This window comes from Clostridioides sp. LIBA-6622, from assembly GCF_056716095.1.
Window position 1 is genome coordinate 1,391,142 of the sequence record NZ_CP196998.1, and the last position, 19,010, is coordinate 1,410,151.

At 27.7% G+C, this 19,010-nt stretch carries 21 protein-coding genes; 17 read left to right on the forward strand and 4 right to left on the reverse strand.

Annotation, left to right across the window (positions count from 1 at the left end; genetic code table 11):
- The first annotated feature begins 87 nt into the window (after positions 1–87).
- The 5 genes from ACTG47_RS06680 (at position 88) to ACTG47_RS06700 (ending at position 4,467) form a co-directional block, all read left to right on the forward strand.
- Positions 88–624 carry a hypothetical protein gene (locus ACTG47_RS06680; protein ID WP_169465568.1) on the forward strand — a complete coding sequence of 179 codons (537 nt, stop codon included), beginning with the start codon at positions 88–90 and terminating at the stop codon, positions 622–624.
- 122 nt (positions 625–746) lie between these two features.
- Positions 747–1,454 carry a lantibiotic protection ABC transporter ATP-binding protein gene (locus ACTG47_RS06685; RefSeq protein WP_169465566.1) on the forward strand — a complete coding sequence of 236 codons (708 nt, stop codon included), beginning with the start codon at positions 747–749 and terminating at the stop codon, positions 1,452–1,454.
- Position 1,455: 1 nt separating this feature from the next.
- A complete protein-coding gene (locus ACTG47_RS06690) occupies positions 1,456–2,172 on the forward strand; it encodes a lantibiotic immunity ABC transporter MutE/EpiE family permease subunit (RefSeq protein ID WP_169465564.1) in 717 nt (238 codons plus the stop codon).
- 1 nt (position 2,173) lies between these two features.
- A complete protein-coding gene (locus tag ACTG47_RS06695) occupies positions 2,174–2,932 on the forward strand; it encodes a lantibiotic immunity ABC transporter MutG family permease subunit (RefSeq protein ID WP_479926557.1) in 759 nt (252 codons plus the stop codon).
- 146 nt (positions 2,933–3,078) lie between these two features.
- Positions 3,079–4,467, forward strand: coding sequence for a sensor histidine kinase (locus ACTG47_RS06700; RefSeq protein ID WP_479926558.1), 1,389 nt, complete (start codon positions 3,079–3,081; stop codon positions 4,465–4,467).
- A gap of 76 nt (positions 4,468–4,543) precedes the next feature.
- Here the strand turns inward: ACTG47_RS06700 and ACTG47_RS06705 are convergent, their stop codons facing one another.
- Positions 4,544–5,365 (reverse strand): pyridoxamine kinase, encoded by an 822-nt coding sequence (locus ACTG47_RS06705; RefSeq protein WP_479926559.1) that lies wholly within the window; start codon positions 5,363–5,365, stop codon positions 4,544–4,546.
- A gap of 256 nt (positions 5,366–5,621) precedes the next feature.
- On the opposite strand from ACTG47_RS06705, the gene ACTG47_RS06710 reads away from it, so the two are divergent.
- The 3 genes from ACTG47_RS06710 (at position 5,622) to ACTG47_RS06720 (ending at position 8,005) form a co-directional block, all read left to right on the forward strand.
- Positions 5,622–6,770: an amidase domain-containing protein gene (locus ACTG47_RS06710; protein WP_169465748.1), complete on the forward strand. Its 1,149-nt coding sequence runs from the start codon at positions 5,622–5,624 to the stop codon at positions 6,768–6,770.
- A gap of 182 nt (positions 6,771–6,952) precedes the next feature.
- Positions 6,953–7,153 (forward strand): cold-shock protein, encoded by a 201-nt coding sequence (locus tag ACTG47_RS06715; RefSeq protein WP_003419624.1) that lies wholly within the window; start codon positions 6,953–6,955, stop codon positions 7,151–7,153.
- 423 nt (positions 7,154–7,576) lie between these two features.
- Entirely contained in the window at positions 7,577–8,005 is a 429-nt protein-coding gene (locus ACTG47_RS06720; RefSeq protein WP_021384091.1) for a CBS domain-containing protein, read from the forward strand.
- A 144-nt stretch (positions 8,006–8,149) separates the two neighbouring features.
- On the opposite strand, the gene ACTG47_RS06725 is transcribed toward ACTG47_RS06720, so the two are convergent.
- From ACTG47_RS06725 to ACTG47_RS06735, 3 genes are all read right to left on the reverse strand, one after another.
- The gene (locus ACTG47_RS06725) at positions 8,150–8,905 is read right to left on the reverse strand and encodes a peptidylprolyl isomerase (protein WP_479926560.1); all 756 of its coding nucleotides are present in this window, start codon (positions 8,903–8,905) and stop codon (positions 8,150–8,152) included.
- Positions 8,906–9,606: 701 nt separating this feature from the next.
- Positions 9,607–10,113: an ImmA/IrrE family metallo-endopeptidase gene (locus ACTG47_RS06730; RefSeq protein ID WP_479926561.1), complete on the reverse strand. Its 507-nt coding sequence runs from the start codon at positions 10,111–10,113 to the stop codon at positions 9,607–9,609.
- A gap of 82 nt (positions 10,114–10,195) precedes the next feature.
- Positions 10,196–10,516 (reverse strand): XRE family transcriptional regulator, encoded by a 321-nt coding sequence (locus ACTG47_RS06735; protein WP_054269840.1) that lies wholly within the window; start codon positions 10,514–10,516, stop codon positions 10,196–10,198.
- A gap of 119 nt (positions 10,517–10,635) precedes the next feature.
- On the opposite strand from ACTG47_RS06735, the gene ACTG47_RS06740 reads away from it, so the two are divergent.
- From ACTG47_RS06740 to ACTG47_RS06780, 9 genes are all read left to right on the forward strand, one after another.
- Positions 10,636–10,878, forward strand: coding sequence for a helix-turn-helix transcriptional regulator (locus ACTG47_RS06740; protein ID WP_479926562.1), 243 nt, complete (start codon positions 10,636–10,638; stop codon positions 10,876–10,878).
- A 110-nt stretch (positions 10,879–10,988) separates the two neighbouring features.
- Entirely contained in the window at positions 10,989–11,429 is a 441-nt protein-coding gene (locus ACTG47_RS06745) for a hypothetical protein (protein ID WP_054276336.1), read from the forward strand.
- A 249-nt stretch (positions 11,430–11,678) separates the two neighbouring features.
- Positions 11,679–12,122 (forward strand): phage tail terminator family protein, encoded by a 444-nt coding sequence (locus ACTG47_RS06750; protein WP_479926563.1) that lies wholly within the window; start codon positions 11,679–11,681, stop codon positions 12,120–12,122.
- A gap of 4 nt (positions 12,123–12,126) precedes the next feature.
- A complete protein-coding gene (locus ACTG47_RS06755; protein ID WP_479926564.1) occupies positions 12,127–13,191 on the forward strand; it encodes a phage tail sheath subtilisin-like domain-containing protein in 1,065 nt (354 codons plus the stop codon).
- Positions 13,192–13,205: 14 nt separating this feature from the next.
- Positions 13,206–13,634, forward strand: coding sequence for a phage tail tube protein (locus ACTG47_RS06760; RefSeq protein WP_003419646.1), 429 nt, complete (start codon positions 13,206–13,208; stop codon positions 13,632–13,634).
- Positions 13,635–13,738: 104 nt separating this feature from the next.
- On the forward strand, positions 13,739–14,185 hold the full coding sequence (locus ACTG47_RS06765; RefSeq protein WP_479926565.1) for a phage tail assembly chaperone: 447 nt from the start codon (positions 13,739–13,741) through the stop codon (positions 14,183–14,185).
- Positions 14,186–14,378: 193 nt separating this feature from the next.
- Positions 14,379–16,772, forward strand: coding sequence for a hypothetical protein (locus ACTG47_RS06770; protein WP_479926566.1), 2,394 nt, complete (start codon positions 14,379–14,381; stop codon positions 16,770–16,772).
- The gene (locus tag ACTG47_RS06775; RefSeq protein WP_479926567.1) at positions 16,772–17,194 is read left to right on the forward strand and encodes a hypothetical protein; all 423 of its coding nucleotides are present in this window, start codon (positions 16,772–16,774) and stop codon (positions 17,192–17,194) included. Before ACTG47_RS06770 ends, ACTG47_RS06775 begins: the two co-directional genes overlap by 1 nt.
- A 43-nt stretch (positions 17,195–17,237) precedes the next feature.
- Positions 17,238–19,007, forward strand: a complete 1,770-nt coding sequence (locus ACTG47_RS06780; RefSeq protein WP_479926568.1) for an XkdQ/YqbQ family protein — start codon at positions 17,238–17,240, stop codon at positions 19,005–19,007.
- Positions 19,008–19,010 lie beyond the last annotated feature (3 nt).

Here is a 19,010-nt window from a genome sequence, read left to right on the forward strand (position 1 = left end):
TAATTGATAAATTGATTTAAAAGTATAAAAATATAATCTATACTATGGTATAATAAGTATCGAAAGAGAATTAGGAGAGGGATACTTATGAATAAAATAGCAGTAAGTTTTTTAATAATTGCTACTACTTTATCGAGTACAGCATGTATGGATTATAACATCAGTACGGTTGAATTGGTTGATTCTAAGGAGTCAGCGGTTGTAAAGAAGGATGAGAGTATCAAAGAAGAAGCAACTAGTAAAATAATTAACCCTAAGACTACTACTAAAATACCTATAGAAATAATTTCAAAAGATGAGAAAATAGTAAAATACTTACAAATTGATGGAGAAAGTACACTTAAAGATAAGCTACAATTAATCTTAGATACATTATCAAATGAGTATTTTAATGGGTTAGATATGGAAGTAGAAGTCAAGGAAAAAGACAAGCTCGTTAGAATAAGTTTAATAGAACCAGATAAAAAAGGTAGGGTTTCTTGGAAAGATGATTATTTAAATGAACAAAATATAAAATATACTATAAATAATATTATTAAAAATGTCATCCAAGAGGAAGATGATAGTATATGGATTGAAGAAGTAGAAATATACTATAACGGAAAATTAATAGAGTTAATATAAAAAATGATGTGTTTAAAAACACATCATTTTTTTTTATTAATTTTTAATCCTTATAAAATCCTTATATTTATGATTTAGAATGATTCTTGTAAACAAGTTCAATAAAAGAAAGGATGAAAATTATGAGTAATTATATTTTAGAATTAAGGGGAGTTACTAAAAAGTTTAAGAATGAGGTTGCAGTTGATAATATTTCAATAAAAATTAGACCTAATTCTATTTATGGATTATTAGGACCAAATGGAGCTGGAAAGTCTACTTTGTTAAAAATGATAACTGGGATTTTAAATGCAACTTCAGGAAAAATAATGTTTGAGGGACATAAATGGACTAGAAAAGACCTAGCATATATTGGTTCTCTTATTGAGTCTCCTGCTATATATGAAAATTTAACAGCAAGAGAAAATTTAAAAATTCATACTACTTTATTAGGTCTACCAGATTCTCGTATTGAAGAAGTCTTACAAATTGTTGATTTAAGAGATACTTTTAAAAAGCGTTCAGGTCAGTTTTCTCTAGGGATGAAGCAACGTCTTGGCATTGCGATTGCATTATTAAATCACCCAAAACTTTTAATCTTAGATGAGCCTACAAATGGTCTTGACCCTATTGGTATTGAAGAGCTTAGAGAATTGATTCGTTCTTTTCCAAAGGAAGGGATTACAGTTATTTTATCAAGCCATATTTTATCTGAGGTTGAACAGGTTGTAGATGAAATAGGAATAATTTCTAATGGAGTAATAGGTTATCAAGGAAAGATATCAAAAGAAGAAAACTTAGAAGAGCTTTTTATGAAAGTAGTAGCTGAAAATAGAAAGAGAGGAAATTAGTATGGAAAAATTTATTAGAGTGGAATTTCAAAAGATGAAAGGAACTTTTGGAATGAAGTTGATATGGATAGTTCCAGTATTCGGTATACTTTTTTGTGGACTAGGTGGAGGGCAAAATGCTGCTTTCAACTGGTGGTATATGACATTTCTTCCAGGATTATTAACCTTAATATGTTCATTAATAGTATTAAAAGATGAAAAAAATAAATACCGTGGTATTTTATCATTACCAATTGAAATGAAAAATATTTGGACTGGAAAAATGATTTATTGTATTATTTGTTGTTTTATAGCATCAATTATTTCTGCAATAGGTGTAGTTTTTATTGGGATAATCTATAAAGAAACTATTTCAATAGGTCAAAATATTATTGCAACTATGTTAATTGTTTTACTATTTATATGGCAGATTCCTCTTTGTATGTTTTTAGCTTCAAAATTTGGGATTTTTGTTACAGTTTTAATAAATATGTTTTTTACTATTGTTGGAGTTTCTGTTTTTTCAACTACAGGAATATGGTATTTATTTCCACATTCGATTCCTTCAAGATTAATGGCTGTTGTATTGCATATTCTACCAAATGGACTTCCTGCACCAGAGGGAAGTGAACTTTTAAATAATGCTGTTATTTTACCAGGAGTATTAATATCTGTTATTTTATTTGCATTATTTGCTTTAGTTACAAGGGCTTGGTTTAATAATAGAGAGGTGAAGTAATATGAGACAACTAATAAGAATATTTTGTTCTGATTTAATAAAATTAAAGCGAAATTTTATAATACTAATGCATATTTGCATTGCTTTAATAGGAATGGGATTATTTTTATGGTATTATAAGGTTTCAGGAGCTGATAATATACTAAAGATAGTAGCATATTTACAAGTTATAGCAATAGCTTTTCCTTTATTATCAGGTGTTGTGTGTTCAATGTTCGTTGAACAAGAATATTATGCAGGAAATTATAAACATATGTTAACATCATCTAATCCAAAATATCTTGCACTTCTAAGTAAATATATAATCTTAGTATGTCTTGGTTTTGTAGCAACATTAGTGTCTGTATTAGGTTTTAAATTTGGTATATCTGAGAATTACTTTGCATCAAGCTTTTATATGATTTCAATCCTAATTTTAATTGGGTGTAATTTATTCGAATATATATTACATTTATTCTTAAGTTTAAGGTTCGGAAAAGGAGCATCAATTGGAGTGGGTATAGCTGAAATGTTACTTTCAGCATTATTATTAACTGGACTTGGTTCTGGCATTTGGCAGTATTTTCCTTGTGCGTGGGGTGTTAGATTTATAACTATTTGGTCATCTTTTTCAAGTTCTAAAACGGTTGAATATATAAAAGTTGAATCAATTAAAGTATATCAATCAACAGGTTTAATGTGTGGCTTTGTAACAATTTTAGCATTTGTAATTTTATGTATTTGGTTTTCTAAATGGGAAGGTAAAAAGTCAGAAGAATAGAATAAAAATTGACTGTTTATTTACATTATATTTATATTATTATGTTAAAATATAACTTAGCAATAAAAAGATATAAAATAATCAAATAAAAAACTGGTTAGGTATTAATTATGAATTAATTAAACTATTTGGAGGACAGGGTATAAATGCTTGGAGGTAAAAAATCTAACAACAAAAAAATTGAAAAGTTAAGAACTATTTTTATAAAATATCTATCTTTATTCTTTGTTATGACAATTTCATTGGCACTTCTTTTAATGTTATCGTTTTCTGTATTATTATCATCAGGTATAATATTACCAGCTAATTATGCAGAAAAACAATTTAATAAATATAAAGAAAAGATTATCTCAAGTGAAAAAGTAACTGAAGATATAATTCCAAATTTATATGAGTATGGGGTTTATACTTTAGATGGGAATTTGATTTCAGGCACCTTTAATAAAAAAGAATCAAAAAAAATATGGAATTTAATGAGAGATATTGAAAGAAAGAATGAATATTCTGAAACTTATATAAAGTTTTTTAAAAAAGATGAAGTTTTTATAATAAAATACAAATTAGTAACAGAATTTGTTTCTCCAACTTTAAGGACATATTTACCAAAGCCAGAACTATTAGGAATGATTATTTTTAGTATAATATTTCTTGTTGAAATTATTATACTATCAAAATTATTTGGCAAGAAATTAAATGCTGAAATGGAACTTTTAAAAAATACTACAGAAAAAATAGAACAGCAGGATTTAGATTTTGTTGTAGAATCTAGTAAAATTTGTGAAATCAATAATGTTCTTTTTTCTATGGATAAAATGAAGTCAGCTTTAAAATATTCTTTAGAAAAACAGTGGATGTTAGAAGAGAATCGTAAGGAACAGATATCTGCATTAGCACATGATATAAAAACGCCGTTGACTATTATACATGGAAATACTGATTTATTAATTGAAATAAATGAAAATCCAGAGTTATCAGAGTACATGGAATACATAGTAAAAGGTGTTACCCAAATAGAAAAATATATTAATACACTAATAGACATATCAAAAACAGAGGCTGGTTATGTATTAAATAAAGAAGTAATTAATATAAGTGAATTTATAGAAGATGTCTTGATTCAAATAGAAGCATTAGCTAGTACACAAAACTTAAATGTTGAGTTTTTTAAACAAGATAATTTGCCCAAAAGTATAAATATAGATAAAGAATTGTTATTTAGAGCCATTATGAATATAATTTCAAATGCTATAGATTATTCGCCAAGCCAGAGCAAACTATACATAAGTGTATCAGTAAATAATAAGTACTTAAAATTTGTGATTACAGATTGTGGAAGTGGTTTTTCTAAAGCAGATTTGTCAAAAGCTACAGAACAATTTTATACAGGAGATTTAAGTAGAAACTCTAAATCTCATTATGGCATGGGTCTTTATATTGTAAATAATATTGTACAAAAACATAATGGGATTTTAAATATTGAAAACTCTATAAAAACTGGTGGTGCTATGGTAACAATTGAAATACCAATGATTTAATAAATAATATCCATTTTGTAAATACCTAAATTTTGTAGTTTATAGGTATTTATAAAATGGATAATTTTTTTGAAGTTTATATACTAGTTAAGTCTGATAAAAAGTTTTCAAACATAACTCCATCATTTCTATCAGTGTCAAATTGAGATGTGTAATTTATAGTTTTATATATAAAATTTGTTGCTGTATTAACTGCTACTCCTAAATCATGTTTATTTACTAACATACCACAAAGAATAGATGTGAATATGTCTCCTGTTCCACTATAAGAGCAGTTATTGTATTTAACTGATGTAAAAAATACATGGTCATTATCTCTATCATAGGCTAAATTTAATATATTATCATCTTCTAATATACCAGTAATAACAACCTTGCTAGGTCCTAAATCAGATACAGCTTTTGCAATATGCATAAGTTCTTCTCTATTATAGTCACTTTTTGTATAGTCATTTCCAGTTAAAAAACAAGCTTCTGTTAAATTAGGTGTAGTTAAATCTGAATGTTTAACTAATTCTTTGATTTCTTGTCTCATTTCTTCTGTAAAGATTGGATACATTACTCCATTATCACCCATAACAGGGTCAACTACAATAAAAGCATTGGGATAATCATTTATAAAATTAGCCACTATTTCGATTTGGTGTTTTGAACCTAAAAAACCACTATATATACTATCAAAGTTGACTTTTAAATTTTTCCAAACATTTGAATATCTTACCATTTCATCAGTACAATCTAAAAAAGTAAATTCAGGATAACCAGTTTGACTTGAAAGTATAGCTGTTGGAAATGGACAACATTGAACCTTTAATGCTGAAAGTATAGGTATAGCAACTGATAATGAACATTTTCCTATTCCAGATAAGTCATTAATTGCTGCGACTTTTTTTTGCATAAAAAACCCTCCATTAGTATGTATTAATTATAATGATGCCAAAATATTTATATACATATATATTACTATAAAAAAAAGAAAAAAGTAGATTATAAAATAAAAAATTGTAAAAAAAACAGTGTATCAATACAATTAATTTTTAATATTGGACATAATAAAATAGAGAATTATTAAATATGAAAATTATTATATGTGACAGAATATTCTTTGTAATTTCATTTGTAAGGTGTACTATTTGGGAGGTGTAGCTTTGAAAATGCTGAAAAATAAGAATAAGTACATCAAAGGTATAATGGCATTTGTATTTTTATCTTTAGCTACTACAGCAGGTTTATTTTTAATCAATGATTTAAGTATTAAAAATATGGAAGAAAAGGTCATAGAATCTGCAAATGTTGAAGGTGATGATGTAAAAGACCAATATAAGCTATTGCTTGAAAACTTATTTGACTACAGGAATAAGGCAATATTAGAGAAAAATGAAAATATTTTAAAAGGTCTTTATGAGACAGATAAAAAGTTCGGTCTTTGGGCTTACGAAAATGAAGTAAAAAAGATGAAGTATTTAGAAAATTGGTCTAGTAAGCAAGGCGTAAAATTTAAGGACATAAAAACAAGGGTTAAGATTAAAAAGATAAAAGAAAAAGAAAAAGACCTATATGGTATAATCTGCTCTGTATCGACTGAGTACAAATATTCATATGAAAATCAAAAGGACAAAGAAAATGTCTTTAGAATAGGTACATATCATTATCTAAATGTAAAAATTATGGATAATCAATATGTCATAACTAAAGAGTGGTATACAGACCCTTTTGCAGATTCTTTAAATTTAGAAAACATAAAATCTGATGATATAAGAAACTATATTGGTCAACAAAATGGTGTAGAGTTACAACTTACAGATGAGCAAAAGAAGGCTATAGATTATGCACATAAATACTGTGGAGCAGCAGCTGACGAAGAACATGGTATGAAATTTAATCCAAATTATAGAGATTATAATCCAGAAGGTGGAGATTGTGCAAATTTTGCATCACAAATAATGTTTGAAAGTGGAAGATTTAAGAAGAACTCAATTTGGAATTATAGTGAAAGAGCAGGAACAAAAGCATGGGTAAATGCACAAGCCTTTAAAAATTATTCACTGTATAGTGGAAGAGGTTCATTAATAGCGAAAGGCTCATATGAAGAAGTTTATAAACAAGCTTATAATCTACGTCCAGGGGATTTTGTCGGATATGAGAAAAAAGGCAGAATAACACATGTTTCAACAGTAACAGGATTAGATTCAAGAGGATATCCTTTGGTAACCTGTCATAATACTGATAGAATGCTCGTTCCATGGGATTTAGGTTGGAGTGATAAATCCATAAGATTCCATATAATAAAAATAAATTATTAAAAATCTATAAAGAAAAATAAAGTATAAAAGAGAATAATGGCTTAATATTATAAAGTAAAAAAAATGATTATTAATGTATAAAAATAATAATAATTGACAAACATAGCTATATATGATAGAGTAGTACTAAGGTTACAGAAAAGAGTAGCTAAATAATTGTGTTTTTTTAGGAGGATTTATTAATGAAAACTGGTGTAGTTAAATGGTTTAACAATGAAAAAGGATTTGGATTTATATCTGTAGAAGGTGAAGGAGATGTTTTCGTACATTTCTCAGCTATAACTGGAGACGGATACAAAACATTAGAAGAAGGACAAAGTGTTGAATTCGAAGTAGTAGATGGAGCTAAAGGTCCTCAAGCTGCTAACGTAGTTAGATTATAATTAAAAATTCATATATATTAGTGTTCTAGTAATATGAGAGATAAGCCGCTAATCATTTAGCGGTTTTTTCAGTTTTTGTAAATAAAATAAATTGCAAAATAAATTAAATTTATTAAAATAAAAGCATTAATAATAAGATAAATATGTTAAAATTGATATTGTAGAGTAAATTTATTATGGCTAAGTTTAAGTCAATTAATTTTTAGTTAATTTTGCTAAAAAGAGAATAAGTGATACTGATAGACCATATAAAAATATTAATAAAGCATAAACAAGATTAAAATGACCAAAGGAAAAACGCTTGTTACAGCGTATAGTATTCAAGAATACTTAGAAAATAAGAAAGGAGAAAGTTACTGCAAAAAAGTAACATTATAAATATTTAATAATATTTATAAGTTTTCGGTAACGGTGGGTAGTGTAATGAACATATTATTCTTTCTAACACCAAAAAGTGAAGTGGCATATATATATGAAGACTACACTATAAGGCAAGCCCTAGAAAAAATGGAATATCACAAATACTCTGCAATTCCAATAATAAGTAAGGATGGTAAATATATTGGAACTATAACAGAAGGTGATTTTTTATGGACATTAAAAAACGACTTAAATCTGGACTTAAAAGGATTGGAAGATGTTCCTGTAACAGATATTAATAGAAAAATGGATAATTCTCCTGTTTCCATCAATGCAGATATAGAAGATTTAGTTATAAAATCTTTAAATCAAAATTTTATTCCTGTTATAGATGACCAAGATACATTTATTGGGATAATAAAAAGAAGAGATGTTATAGGTTATTGTTATGAGATAATACGAGGATACAAAAATCTAGCTAATGATAATTAAAAATCGTATTAAAACTTTTTAAGCTGTGTTCTTTATAATAAAAGAATAAAAATCTGAAATTAAAAATTTAAACTTTAATATAAGAAGCTGTCTTTTACAATAAAAATTGTGAAAAGACAGCTTTTTTTATACATCATTTTATGATTAATCGTTGTATTTTACAAGGTTTCCATATTTAGCATTAAGAGCATTTATTTTATTTCCATAAACCTCATTTTGCTTTTGGTATAATAAACTTTTTTCAACTTCAGCCTTAGCTTCATCAAATGAAGATTCTGTGCTTTCTTGAAGGTCTTCTAATTTTATTATGTGATATCCAAATTGAGTCTTAACTGGCTCACTTACTTCACCTTTAGACATAGAGAATACAGCTTCTTCAAATTCAGGAACCATTTGTCCTCTACCGAATGTTCCTAAATCACCACCCATGTCTTTTGATGGGCAAGAAGAATGTTTAACAGCTGCATCTTCAAAAGATATTTCTTCTGATTTTATTTGAGCAAGTATTTCTTTAGCTTTTTCGTCACTGTCTACTAATATATGTTTAGCAGTTGCACTTTCTGGTTTAGAGAAAGAACTCTTGTTAGCTTCGAAAAATTCTACTTTTTCATCTTCTGTCACATTAACACTAGATAAAATTTTATTTATAGCAAATTGTTTTAATACATTTTCTTCTATCTTTTTCATTTCTAACTTGAATATTTCTTCTTCATTTAATTTTTCTTCTTTAGCATCTAATAAGAATAATTCTTGGTTTACTAAATCATTTAATAAATGTTTTTTACCTTCTTCAGTTTTAAATTGCATAGCTTGATAAGGGTCTAATGATTTTAATGCATTTTCAATATCAATATTAGTTATCTCTTTTTCTCCAACTGTTGCTAAAACTTTTTTTTCCATAATAGTTAACTCCTTTATAGTGTATTTCATTATTAATATAAAAACTACCATCTTAAATAATATCAGAAAACAATGTAGATGTCTAACATTTAAAGGCATATTAAGTCAAATAGAATTAAATTTAGTAGAACAAAGTTATTACAATTAATAAAAGTGAGCTCATAATACCTACTACACCCTCTTCATGTTTGAACTTAAGTGTTTTTATCATTGAATAATAAAAATATATACCAGTAAAAATTATCTTTAGATATAGGAAAGATAAACTCTTTGGATATATTAAAAAGCTGAAAAGAGTAAATATAAAAGCAAGTAGAGTACTTATTCTGTAAAAAAAATCTATTTGTGTAATGTCCTTATATTTTATCATAAACACTGAATATAAAATGATGAAACCAATTGCGACAATTGCGTATACAGTAAATAATATATTTTCAATAGTTCCATTTGAAATTACTATCCACTTATACCACATAATTGGCCAAAAAAATAATGCTAAGAACTTAAAATAATTATCAAACAACTTTTCTTTATACATTCATCAAACAACCTTTCTTAACAAAAGCATATATTTATTTTTAGAATTTTAAATAATGTAATATCATTATTATATATTAATATTGAATTTATAGAAACCAAAATTTGTTAAAATAAATATATAGATTTTACTGTTAAGTCAATTGAAATTGCTATCATTTTTATTATGAAATTGGATCAAATATGTAGAAGTATGGCAAGTTAGTCAATATTAGATATTTATTACTTCCAAGTGGTAAAGACTGTTTTTTTAATGATAAGAATTCCAATCTTTTTTGAAAAAAATTAATATCTACATTAAGTGTATCTGCCATTTCATAAACGCAAGTGATGCCAGAATTAATTATGTTTATTATATCTTCTTCAGTAATTAAGAATTCACAAGCCCATTTCAACGCCTTATTTTCGCACTTATCTATAATGATTTTTGTATAATAATCGTTATAAGAAGATACATAGTATCCAAGGCTAGTGAAATGATGCCCAAGCTCCTCAGCTAAGATATATGTAAGTTTTTTTGTGTTTTGTTTTAAATGACTGAGTAATGATATGATTTTCATACCATGTTTATTTATATAGAGCCCTTCTAAATCACCTGCAATATAAGTGGTATAATGAACTATTATCTCTTCTTGAGATGCTAATTCAAAGAGCTTATCCAAATTATTCATAAAAATCCCCCTAAAATAGAATGTATGTTTGCTTTAAAATTATATTAAAAGAGCAGAAAAATATGCCTGCTCATCATGTGGTTTATTTTTTTTTATATTTATTTAGTAAAAATTCTATATACTCATTAAGTTGTTCTTGTGCTTCTTCAGGTAATTCCTCATGTGGATTTTTTCTATGCGCAGCTACTGTATCAATATTTTCTTTAACTAAGGTTCTTCCAAGAAGGTAATCAACTGACACATTAAATACATCAGCTAATTTATTTAAAATATGTTCATCAGGAAATCTGTTTTCTGTTTCATAGTACCCTAAGACTCTCTGAGAAACTCCTACTTTTTCTCCAAGTTCTCTTTGAGTCAATCCAAATTCCTTTCTAAGTTCTCGTAATCTTTTGGCAAACATTATAACACCACCTTATGTATAGATTATAACAAATTGTTCTAAAAAATAAAACTATGAAAGCATAAAAAGAATGTTTTTTTCTAAAATTTATTGATAAAGAACAAATAATTCTATATAATGTGAATATAGAAGAACAAAATATTCTTAATATTGGTGGAGGTATGAAGATTATGTTTAAAAACAATTTGAAATATTATAGAAAATGTAAAGGTATGACACAAATTCAACTTGCTAAAAAGGCAGGAATTACAAATGACTATGTATCTCAAATAGAAAGAGGTATAAAAAATCCTGGACTTCTTATGGCTAAGAAAATTTCTAATATTTTAGAACAAAATATAGATGAAGTTTTTTTTATATAGTTATAGAACAAAATGTTCTTGAATGTTATAGGATTAGTAAAAAAGCTGTACAATAAAGAGATTATTGTAAATTAGAAGTTAATAATAAGCATATAAAAAGGAGAGATACTATGGAAAACAAAAAAGAGATATTATTTAAAGAAACAGATGAAAGATTACATAATTATAAATATTTGGATATAAAGATAAAGAACATTAATTTGGATATAAAAAGATGTGAAAATGAATACTCTGGATGTGGAGCAATGGTGTATAAAGAAAAGACTAGTGCTACATATAATATAAGTTCTTCTGTTGAAAATGAAGTTGTAAAAAAAGAAGAGAGATTAAGAAAGTTAAAGATGGAAAAAGAAGATATAGAAATAGAAAAAGAAAAGATAGAAAATGCTCTAACATGCCTAAATGATATGGAAACTGAATTTTTTAATCTTTTTTACAATAGTAAGACAAAAAATAATATGACATATATTTCTATGAAATTACATTTAGATAGAACCTCTTGCTATAACTTAAAGAAAAAGATGATATTTAAATTGAATGAGATATTATAAAAAAATAGGACAAATCTTCAACACTTTATACACACCATTACAACAATAGACTATAAAATATGTGAGATAATGTTATTGTGAAAGAAATCCATATTGAAGGAGGTGATGAGTTGAAAAGAATTCTATTACCTAAAAACATAGAAGATACTTGACAAGAATAAATGAGATGTGTATTTAAAAATGACTTATATCATTTATAGTAAGATTATCAGATTAAGCAAAAATATTTAGTGATAGAGTGGTGATTGTTTGCTTAAATACAAAGAAATAATAGAAACAATTATTGAGACTCTCAAAAAAAACTTTACTGAAAGTGTTTTTATTGATGATGAAAGTGTGCAAGGCTCAGAAGGGTCTTGTTTTTTTGTAAGTATATTGTCAGTTATTTGTACACCTATAATGTTAAATACAAATAACAAAGATATTGTTATCTCTATAAAATACTTACCAAAGCCACAATCAAACAGTATTAGAATGTATGAAGTCTCGGACGAATTAAATAAGCTATTCAACAGAAATATAAAGGTAACAGACAGAAAATTAAATATAACAAAACTAGAACAAAGTATCAAAAAAGAGGAGTCAATATATACATTGAACTTTTCAATTACATTGAACTATCTTGATAGTATATATGAAGAAGAAGTAGTATATGAAAATATGGAAGAAATTAATTTGAATTTAGGAGAGTGATAGTATGGCTATAGGATTACCAAGTATCAATATATCATTTAAGGAGTTAGCTACAACTGTTAAAGAACGTTCAGCTAGAGGAATAATTGCAATGGTGCTTAAAGATACTAAAGCATTAGGTCTTAATGAGATACATGAAAAAGAGGATATACCAGCTGATTTATCTGCTGAAAATAAAGAATATATAAATTTGGCTTTGATGGGAAATGTTAATACTCCAAATAAGTTATTAGCTTATGTAATAGAGGGAGAGGTAGATATTCAAACTGCATTAGACTTTTTAGAGACTAAGGAATTTAATTATCTATGTATGCCTAAAGCAGTAGAAGCTGATAAGACTGCTATAAAAAATTGGATAATTAAACTTAGAGATATAGATAAGGTTAAAGTTAAGGCTATATTAGGAAAAGTTGTAGGAAATCATGAAGGTATAATTAACTTTACTACAGAAGATGTACTAGTTGGGGAAAAGAAATATAGTGTTGATGAGTTTACAAGTAGAGTGGTAGGTCTTATAGCAGGGACACCTTTAAGTCAATCAGTAACTTATACTAAGCTTAGTGATGTAGTTGATATACCTAAGATGACTAAAGTTGATGCAGAATCAAAAGTTAATAAAGGAGAGCTTATACTTATTAAGGAAGCAGGGGCTATAAGAATTGCTAGAGGAGTAAATTCTTTAACTGAGTTAACAGAAGAAAAAGGAGAAATGTTCCAAAAGATAAAAATAGTTGATACTTTAGATATTATACAAAGTGATATAAGAAAGGTTATAATAGATGACTATATAGGAAAGATTACTAACAGTTATGACAACAAATGCTTGTTGATAGTGGCTATAAAGAGTTATTTAGAAGAACTAGAAAAATCTACACTTATAGAATCAAATTCTACAGTTGAAATAGATTTTGAAGCACAAAAATCGTACTTGAAATCAAAGGGAGTAGATTTATCTTATATGACTTTACAGGAAATAAAAGAAGCTAATACAGGTTCTAAAGTATTTTTAAAAGCGAAAATAAAGGCACTTGATGCTATGGAAGATATAGATTTATCAATAGAGATATAGGAGGATTAATTAATATGGCAAATATGGAAGCTAGAAATGTAATGAGTGGTACTTGGGGAGAGCTTTGGCTTGATGGAAATAAAGTAGCAGAAGTAAAGAAGTTTCAAGCAAAGATGGAATTTACAAAGGAAGACATTATAATAGCAGGTCAAATGGGTACTGATACAAAGTATATGGGATACAAAGGAAAAGGTTCAATAACTTTATATCATGTCAGCTCAAGAATGCACAAATTAATTGGAGAAAAGATAAAGAGAGGTTCTGAACCTAGATTTGTTGCTATATCAAAATTGAATGACCCAGATTCTTATGGGGCAGAAAGAATAGCAGTAAAGAATATAGCATTTGATGATTTAACTTTAGCTGATTGGGAAGTTGGAGTAAAAGGAGAGATAGAAGCTCCATTCACATTTACTGAATATGACTTCCTTGATATAATTTAGTTTTACTTGGATAATTGTTAAATATAGACAGTTATTAAATATGTTTAGTTAATGAGTACATGTGGTTATTTAATAGAAATTAATTGATAAAGGAGTAAATAATAATGAGTGAAAATGGATTACCAAAGAATGTAAATATAGTAGACTTACTTTTAAATACAGATACAGAAAATTTAGAAAGACCAAGTACGATAGTTGAACTTAAGAGATTATCTAATATATTTGGTCAAGAGTTTAAGATAATGTGTAGGGCTTTAACAATAAGTAAGGATGAGGAAATACAAAATACTTGTCTCAAAATTGACGAAAATATGAAAACAGATATAGATTTACCAGAGATGCAGATGCTTACAGTGATAGAAGGTATTTGTGATTTGGATGGAAAGCTTCTATTTAAAAATAAGGAGTTAATGGAGAAATTTAAAGCTCCAACTCCAAAAGAATTGGCAAGAAAATTATTACTGCCAGGTGAAATTACTAACTTATACAGAATACTTCAAGATATTATGGGTTATGGTAAAAATGCAGTAATAGAAGAGGTAAAAAACTAATAGGGACGGATACTAAGACTACAATAATGTATTATTATTGGAAGAAAAAAGGTATTAGACCGTCCCTTTTTTATGCAATGGATAAAGGCGAATTAAAGCTTATTGAAGCTTTTTTCGCCTTGGAAATTGAGGAAGAAGTTGAAAAAATGAAACATGGATATGGAGTTTGTCCTTTGACAGGAGGTGATATATAGTGGGGAATGTAAAAGAAGAAGGTATAAATATGTATCTTACAGACAATTACACACCAAAAATGAATCAAATTATATCAGTAACTGATAATTTTAGGAGAGCAACTGTAGCTGTTTCGCTTTCAACTAATGTAATGGTTAATAGTATAAATAATTCTGTTGGAAGTGCAAGTAGTAGAGTAAACAGTTTAAATTCTTCTTTAAGAAAAGTTCAGGTTACTGCTAGTAGTGTAAGTTCTACTATGACAAAATTAAGTTCTAGTATTAATGCTGTTTCAGGAGCTATTGGGAGTTTAAATGGCAGTATTATGAGATTAGCAGTAACTATAGCTATGATTATTAATTATTTTAGTAAGTTGATTCAAAAGAAAAATGAATTTAATTCAAATCCTATAATTATATTAATATTTAAAGTTAAAAATAATGAAATAGAACAAACTAATTCAAAAATAAGTTTCTTAAAGAGAAATGCTTCTAACATAAGGTTAAGGATAGAAAATTCTGGTGTAAAGAAAGGCATAAATAAAGTCATTGGATACTTGAAACAGCTTAAAGGCGGTAAAATATGGAATATTATAATAGGGGCAAAAGATAAGGTAAGCAGTGTTATAGGTGTAATTTTACCTAAATTAATGTTATTTAAAAATTCTCTTTGGAGAGGTGTAATAGCTGCAAAGGATATGGCAAGTGGTATTATAAGTAAAGTATTTCCTAAATTGAGATTGTTTGCAGGTAAGGTGTGGACAGGTGCAATAGCTGTAAAAGATATGGCTAGTAGTATACTTGGTTCAATAAAGGGGAAGATATCTGATTTGACGAATGGAGCTACTATAGGTGTTGCTGTTAAAAAGGGTGTTGACTTACTTGGTCAAGAGCAAAATCAGAAAGTTGTCCTAGAAAGTGTAATGAAAAGAAATACTGGAAATGTTAGAAAAAAAGATGTTGATACTTATTATGATGATTTATTAAAGATAGCAAATGATACACCTTTTGATCCCGAAGATGTTGTTTCAATGGGAACTAAAGCTAAAATGATTAGTAATATTACTGGTGGGAAAAAAGAAAAAGATATAACTCAGGCTATGGTAGATGTTAGAGCTTTAAATATGAATACAAGTAGTGAGCAAGATGTATCAGCAGTTTTCTTAAGTGCAGCAAAAGGAAATATGGAATCTCTGAATACTTTGGTAGGAGAAAATTATAAAACTTTTGATGAAGCATTAGAGGGTATAAGTGTAAAGCAAATGGGATTGGCTAAGGAAATGAGTGGAACAATACCAGGTATAATAGCAAGTGCTCAAACAATTATCAATAATGGTTTGAAGAATCTTGTTAAACCTTTTGATGATATCCTAGGGCAAGGAATAGATAAAATAAGCAGTTTTATAGAGAGTGGGTTAGGAGATTTAGCTGGATTATCTGAAAAAATGGCTGGTAAGATAGGTAATGTAATGAATGGTGAGATAATTATTGGTAATAAATATGACCAAATGCAGTTTAGAAGCATGAAAAATGGTAAAGATTTTTCTGATTCTAGTCAATATCGAATCTCTAATATAGTTGAAAAGCGAAAAATGATGTCTGAAAATAAACAAGAAAATTTTGAGAATCATGCAGCGACAATGATAGGAAATGCACCAAAAGCAATTGTTAATACAGGAAGTATGTTAATGCAAAATATTGACTTTACTGCATTAATAGATTCATTATTTCCAGTAGTAAATTTAGTAAACAATTTATTAGACAACATAAACAATAAATCACCAATTGCACAAGGCTTAATAAGTATATTTGGGACAATAGTAACTACAGCATTTCAATTAATTGGACCTGTAGTTGAGGCTGTTAGCCCTATTATTACGAGAATTTTTTCTTTTTTAGGTGAATATGCTCCTCAAATAAATAATTTTATAGAAACACTGGGTGTTATTTGGGAGACAGTTTGGGCAACAATAGGACCAATTTTAGAGGATGCCTGGATTATTGTAGAACCAGTTTTAGGAGGTCTTTTTAATCTATTTAATGATATTTGTAATATTATAAAAGATGTTTGTAAATGGTGGCAAAACTTAGTTGAAAAAATTAATAAAAATCCAATTATTGATACAGTTAGATCTATAATTGATGATTGGAACTCGGGGACAAGTAAATCTGGAAGCAATGCATTTGGATTAAACTATGTACCCTATAATGATTATTCAACAAGACTTCATGAGGGAGAGATGGTTTTAACTAAACAAGAAGCAAATCAATATAGAAGTGGAAAAAGTGGTGGAAACATAAGTATAGCAAAATTAGCTGACACAATAGTAATTAGAGAAGAAGCTGATATAGAAAAAGTTACATCAAAATTAGTTTCAAGTATAAAAATAGCACAATTAGGAGGGGTATTATAATGGAAATTTGGCTTAGACAAGCAGAAGATAGATTTAGATTTCCAGTATTTCCATCATCCTTTAGCATTAATGGAAAAGCTGCTGTAAACTCCTCTAGCATACTCAAAATAGGTGAAATAGCAACTTTTGGAGGTGTAGCTCTTAAAAGTATTTCAATATCAAGTTTTTTCCCAAATAAAGACTATACTTTTTGTGATTACACAGGTTTTCCATCACCATATGACTGTGTAAATAAGATTGAAAAATGGATGAAGGAAGGCTTTATATTAAGATTTACAATTACAGAAACCAATATAAATATGGAAGTCATAATTGAGGGTTTTAGCTATGAAGAAAAAGATGGAACTAGAGATGTATATTTTACATTAGATTTAAAGGAGTATAAAAGAATAAAAATACCAAAAGTAACTCCAAAACAATAATTATTATGGATAATAAGTTATAAATAACTGCTTATAGACTTAAATGAAAAGGCAGGTGATTTTTATTATTAAAATTTGGGTACACATAAAAAATGGAAGTATCTATGATATCACTGATATAGTAAATAAAGTCTCTTGGTCAGGCGACTATAAATCTCCATCAAGGACATTAGAATTTTCAATAATCCAATCCTCCTTTGATGTGAATTTTCAACAGATAGATATACCAATAGCTAGTACGGTTTGTTTCTATGTAGATGAGAAAGAACTCTTTAGAGGAATGATAATTAATAGGGCTAAAGATTCAAGTAGTAATGAAATTAGTTTTGTATCTAAAGATATGGGATTTTTACTTACACAAAGTGAAGTATCATGTAATTTTAAAGACAAGTTGGTTGAAGATATAGCAAAGCAAGTATTTTCTGAAAATAGACTTACAGTTGGAACAATAGCAAAGACCAATGTCAAGTACACAAAGATGTTTATAGGTGTGACTGGTTATGATACCATAATGAGTGCATATACAGAAGCAAGTAAGAAGACTAAGAAAAAATACATGATAGAAGCTAATTTAGACAAGTTTAATGTTATTGAAAAAGGGACTATAACTTTAAGTGTTATGTTTGAAGAGGGATTTAATATTATAAATACTACTTTTTCAGAAAGTATGGAAAATGTAAAAAATAAGGTGATAGTAGTAGACCAATATGGAAGTAAAATTAGTGAAAAAATAGATAATGAAGTTTTTAAAGAAGTAAACGTAATAATGCAAAAAGTAATTCAGCAACAGGAAAGTCAAGATGTAGATGTGGATAGTGAATTTAAAGGGATAGAAAAAAGCTGTTCTCTTAGAGGTTATGGAGATGTAAGTTGTATAACTGGAAGAGGTGTAAAAGTTAAAGACTCTTATACGAAGCTTGTAGGATTGTTTTATATAGATACAGATAAACATACATGGCAAAATGGAGAGTACCAAATTGAACTTGAACTTAACTTTCAAAATCTTATGGATGAAAAGTCAGCAGGACAGGATGAACCTAAGGAAGAAAGTAATTTAGGAGGAGATGATTATACAGGAGGAACAGAATTTTCTACTATATTTACAGCATATTATCCTGGTCCTGGTATAGAAGGAGGAGATACAGACTGTAGAGAGAAAAAACTCAATCCTTCCAAAAAGACATGTGCTGCACCTATGATTGGAGCTTATAACAAACCTTACTACACAAAAGAGTTCTTATCAAAACATCCATTATTTAAATATGGAGATGAGGTAAGACTTGTAACAGGAGATTCTGGACGTGATGGAGTTTATACAGTCAATGATAATGGTTCTGCTATAATTATAGAAAAGGATGGAACTTATCATATCGATGTTTTAGTAAAAAATGCAGAAGAAATGAAAAGATTTGGAAAGAGAAAAGGAAAAATTATTATTGGTGGTTATGCTGATAATATATCTAATAAAGCTAAAACAGTAATATCAGAAGCAAAAAAACATTTAGGCAAGCCTTATAAATGGGGTGGTAATGGACCAAGTAGTTTTGATTGTTCTGGATTAATGTTATATTGCTTTAAGAAAGTTGGTATTAATTTGCCAAGAACTTCAAGTCAGCAGGCCACAGTAGGAAATAAAATAGAGCGAAAAAATTTACAAGCAGGAGATTTAGTATTTTTCCATAATCCTGTAAGTCATGTTGGATTATATATAGGAAATGGAGAATTTATAGAAGCACCTGGCAAAGGTAAAAAAATTAGAGTAAGTAATTTTAATAGTAGAAAAGACTTTAACATAGCTAGAAGGGTTTTTTAGAGG

Coding starts and splice junctions, on each gene's coding strand:
- ACTG47_RS06680 (WP_169465568.1), top strand. CDS start 88: ATGAATAAAATAGCAGTAAGTTTTTTAATAATTGCTACTACTTTATCG.
- ACTG47_RS06715 (WP_003419624.1), top strand. CDS start 6,953: ATGAAAACTGGTGTAGTTAAATGGTTTAACAATGAAAAAGGATTTGGA.
- ACTG47_RS06765 (WP_479926565.1), top strand. CDS start 13,739: ATGAGTGAAAATGGATTACCAAAGAATGTAAATATAGTAGACTTACTT.
- ACTG47_RS06760 (WP_003419646.1), top strand. CDS start 13,206: ATGGCAAATATGGAAGCTAGAAATGTAATGAGTGGTACTTGGGGAGAG.
- ACTG47_RS06695 (WP_479926557.1), top strand. CDS start 2,174: ATGAGACAACTAATAAGAATATTTTGTTCTGATTTAATAAAATTAAAG.
- ACTG47_RS06730 (WP_479926561.1), bottom strand. CDS start 10,113: ATGAATAATTTGGATAAGCTCTTTGAATTAGCATCTCAAGAAGAGATA.
- ACTG47_RS06700 (WP_479926558.1), top strand. CDS start 3,079: ATGCTTGGAGGTAAAAAATCTAACAACAAAAAAATTGAAAAGTTAAGA.
- ACTG47_RS06710 (WP_169465748.1), top strand. CDS start 5,622: ATGCTGAAAAATAAGAATAAGTACATCAAAGGTATAATGGCATTTGTA.
- ACTG47_RS06705 (WP_479926559.1), bottom strand. CDS start 5,365: ATGCAAAAAAAAGTCGCAGCAATTAATGACTTATCTGGAATAGGAAAA.
- ACTG47_RS06745 (WP_054276336.1), top strand. CDS start 10,989: ATGGAAAACAAAAAAGAGATATTATTTAAAGAAACAGATGAAAGATTA.
- ACTG47_RS06780 (WP_479926568.1), top strand. CDS start 17,238: ATGAAAAGGCAGGTGATTTTTATTATTAAAATTTGGGTACACATAAAA.
- ACTG47_RS06720 (WP_021384091.1), top strand. CDS start 7,577: ATGAACATATTATTCTTTCTAACACCAAAAAGTGAAGTGGCATATATA.
- ACTG47_RS06775 (WP_479926567.1), top strand. CDS start 16,772: ATGGAAATTTGGCTTAGACAAGCAGAAGATAGATTTAGATTTCCAGTA.
- ACTG47_RS06735 (WP_054269840.1), bottom strand. CDS start 10,516: ATGTTTGCCAAAAGATTACGAGAACTTAGAAAGGAATTTGGATTGACT.
- ACTG47_RS06725 (WP_479926560.1), bottom strand. CDS start 8,905: ATGGAAAAAAAAGTTTTAGCAACAGTTGGAGAAAAAGAGATAACTAAT.
- ACTG47_RS06685 (WP_169465566.1), top strand. CDS start 747: ATGAGTAATTATATTTTAGAATTAAGGGGAGTTACTAAAAAGTTTAAG.
- ACTG47_RS06690 (WP_169465564.1), top strand. CDS start 1,456: ATGGAAAAATTTATTAGAGTGGAATTTCAAAAGATGAAAGGAACTTTT.
- ACTG47_RS06755 (WP_479926564.1), top strand. CDS start 12,127: ATGGCTATAGGATTACCAAGTATCAATATATCATTTAAGGAGTTAGCT.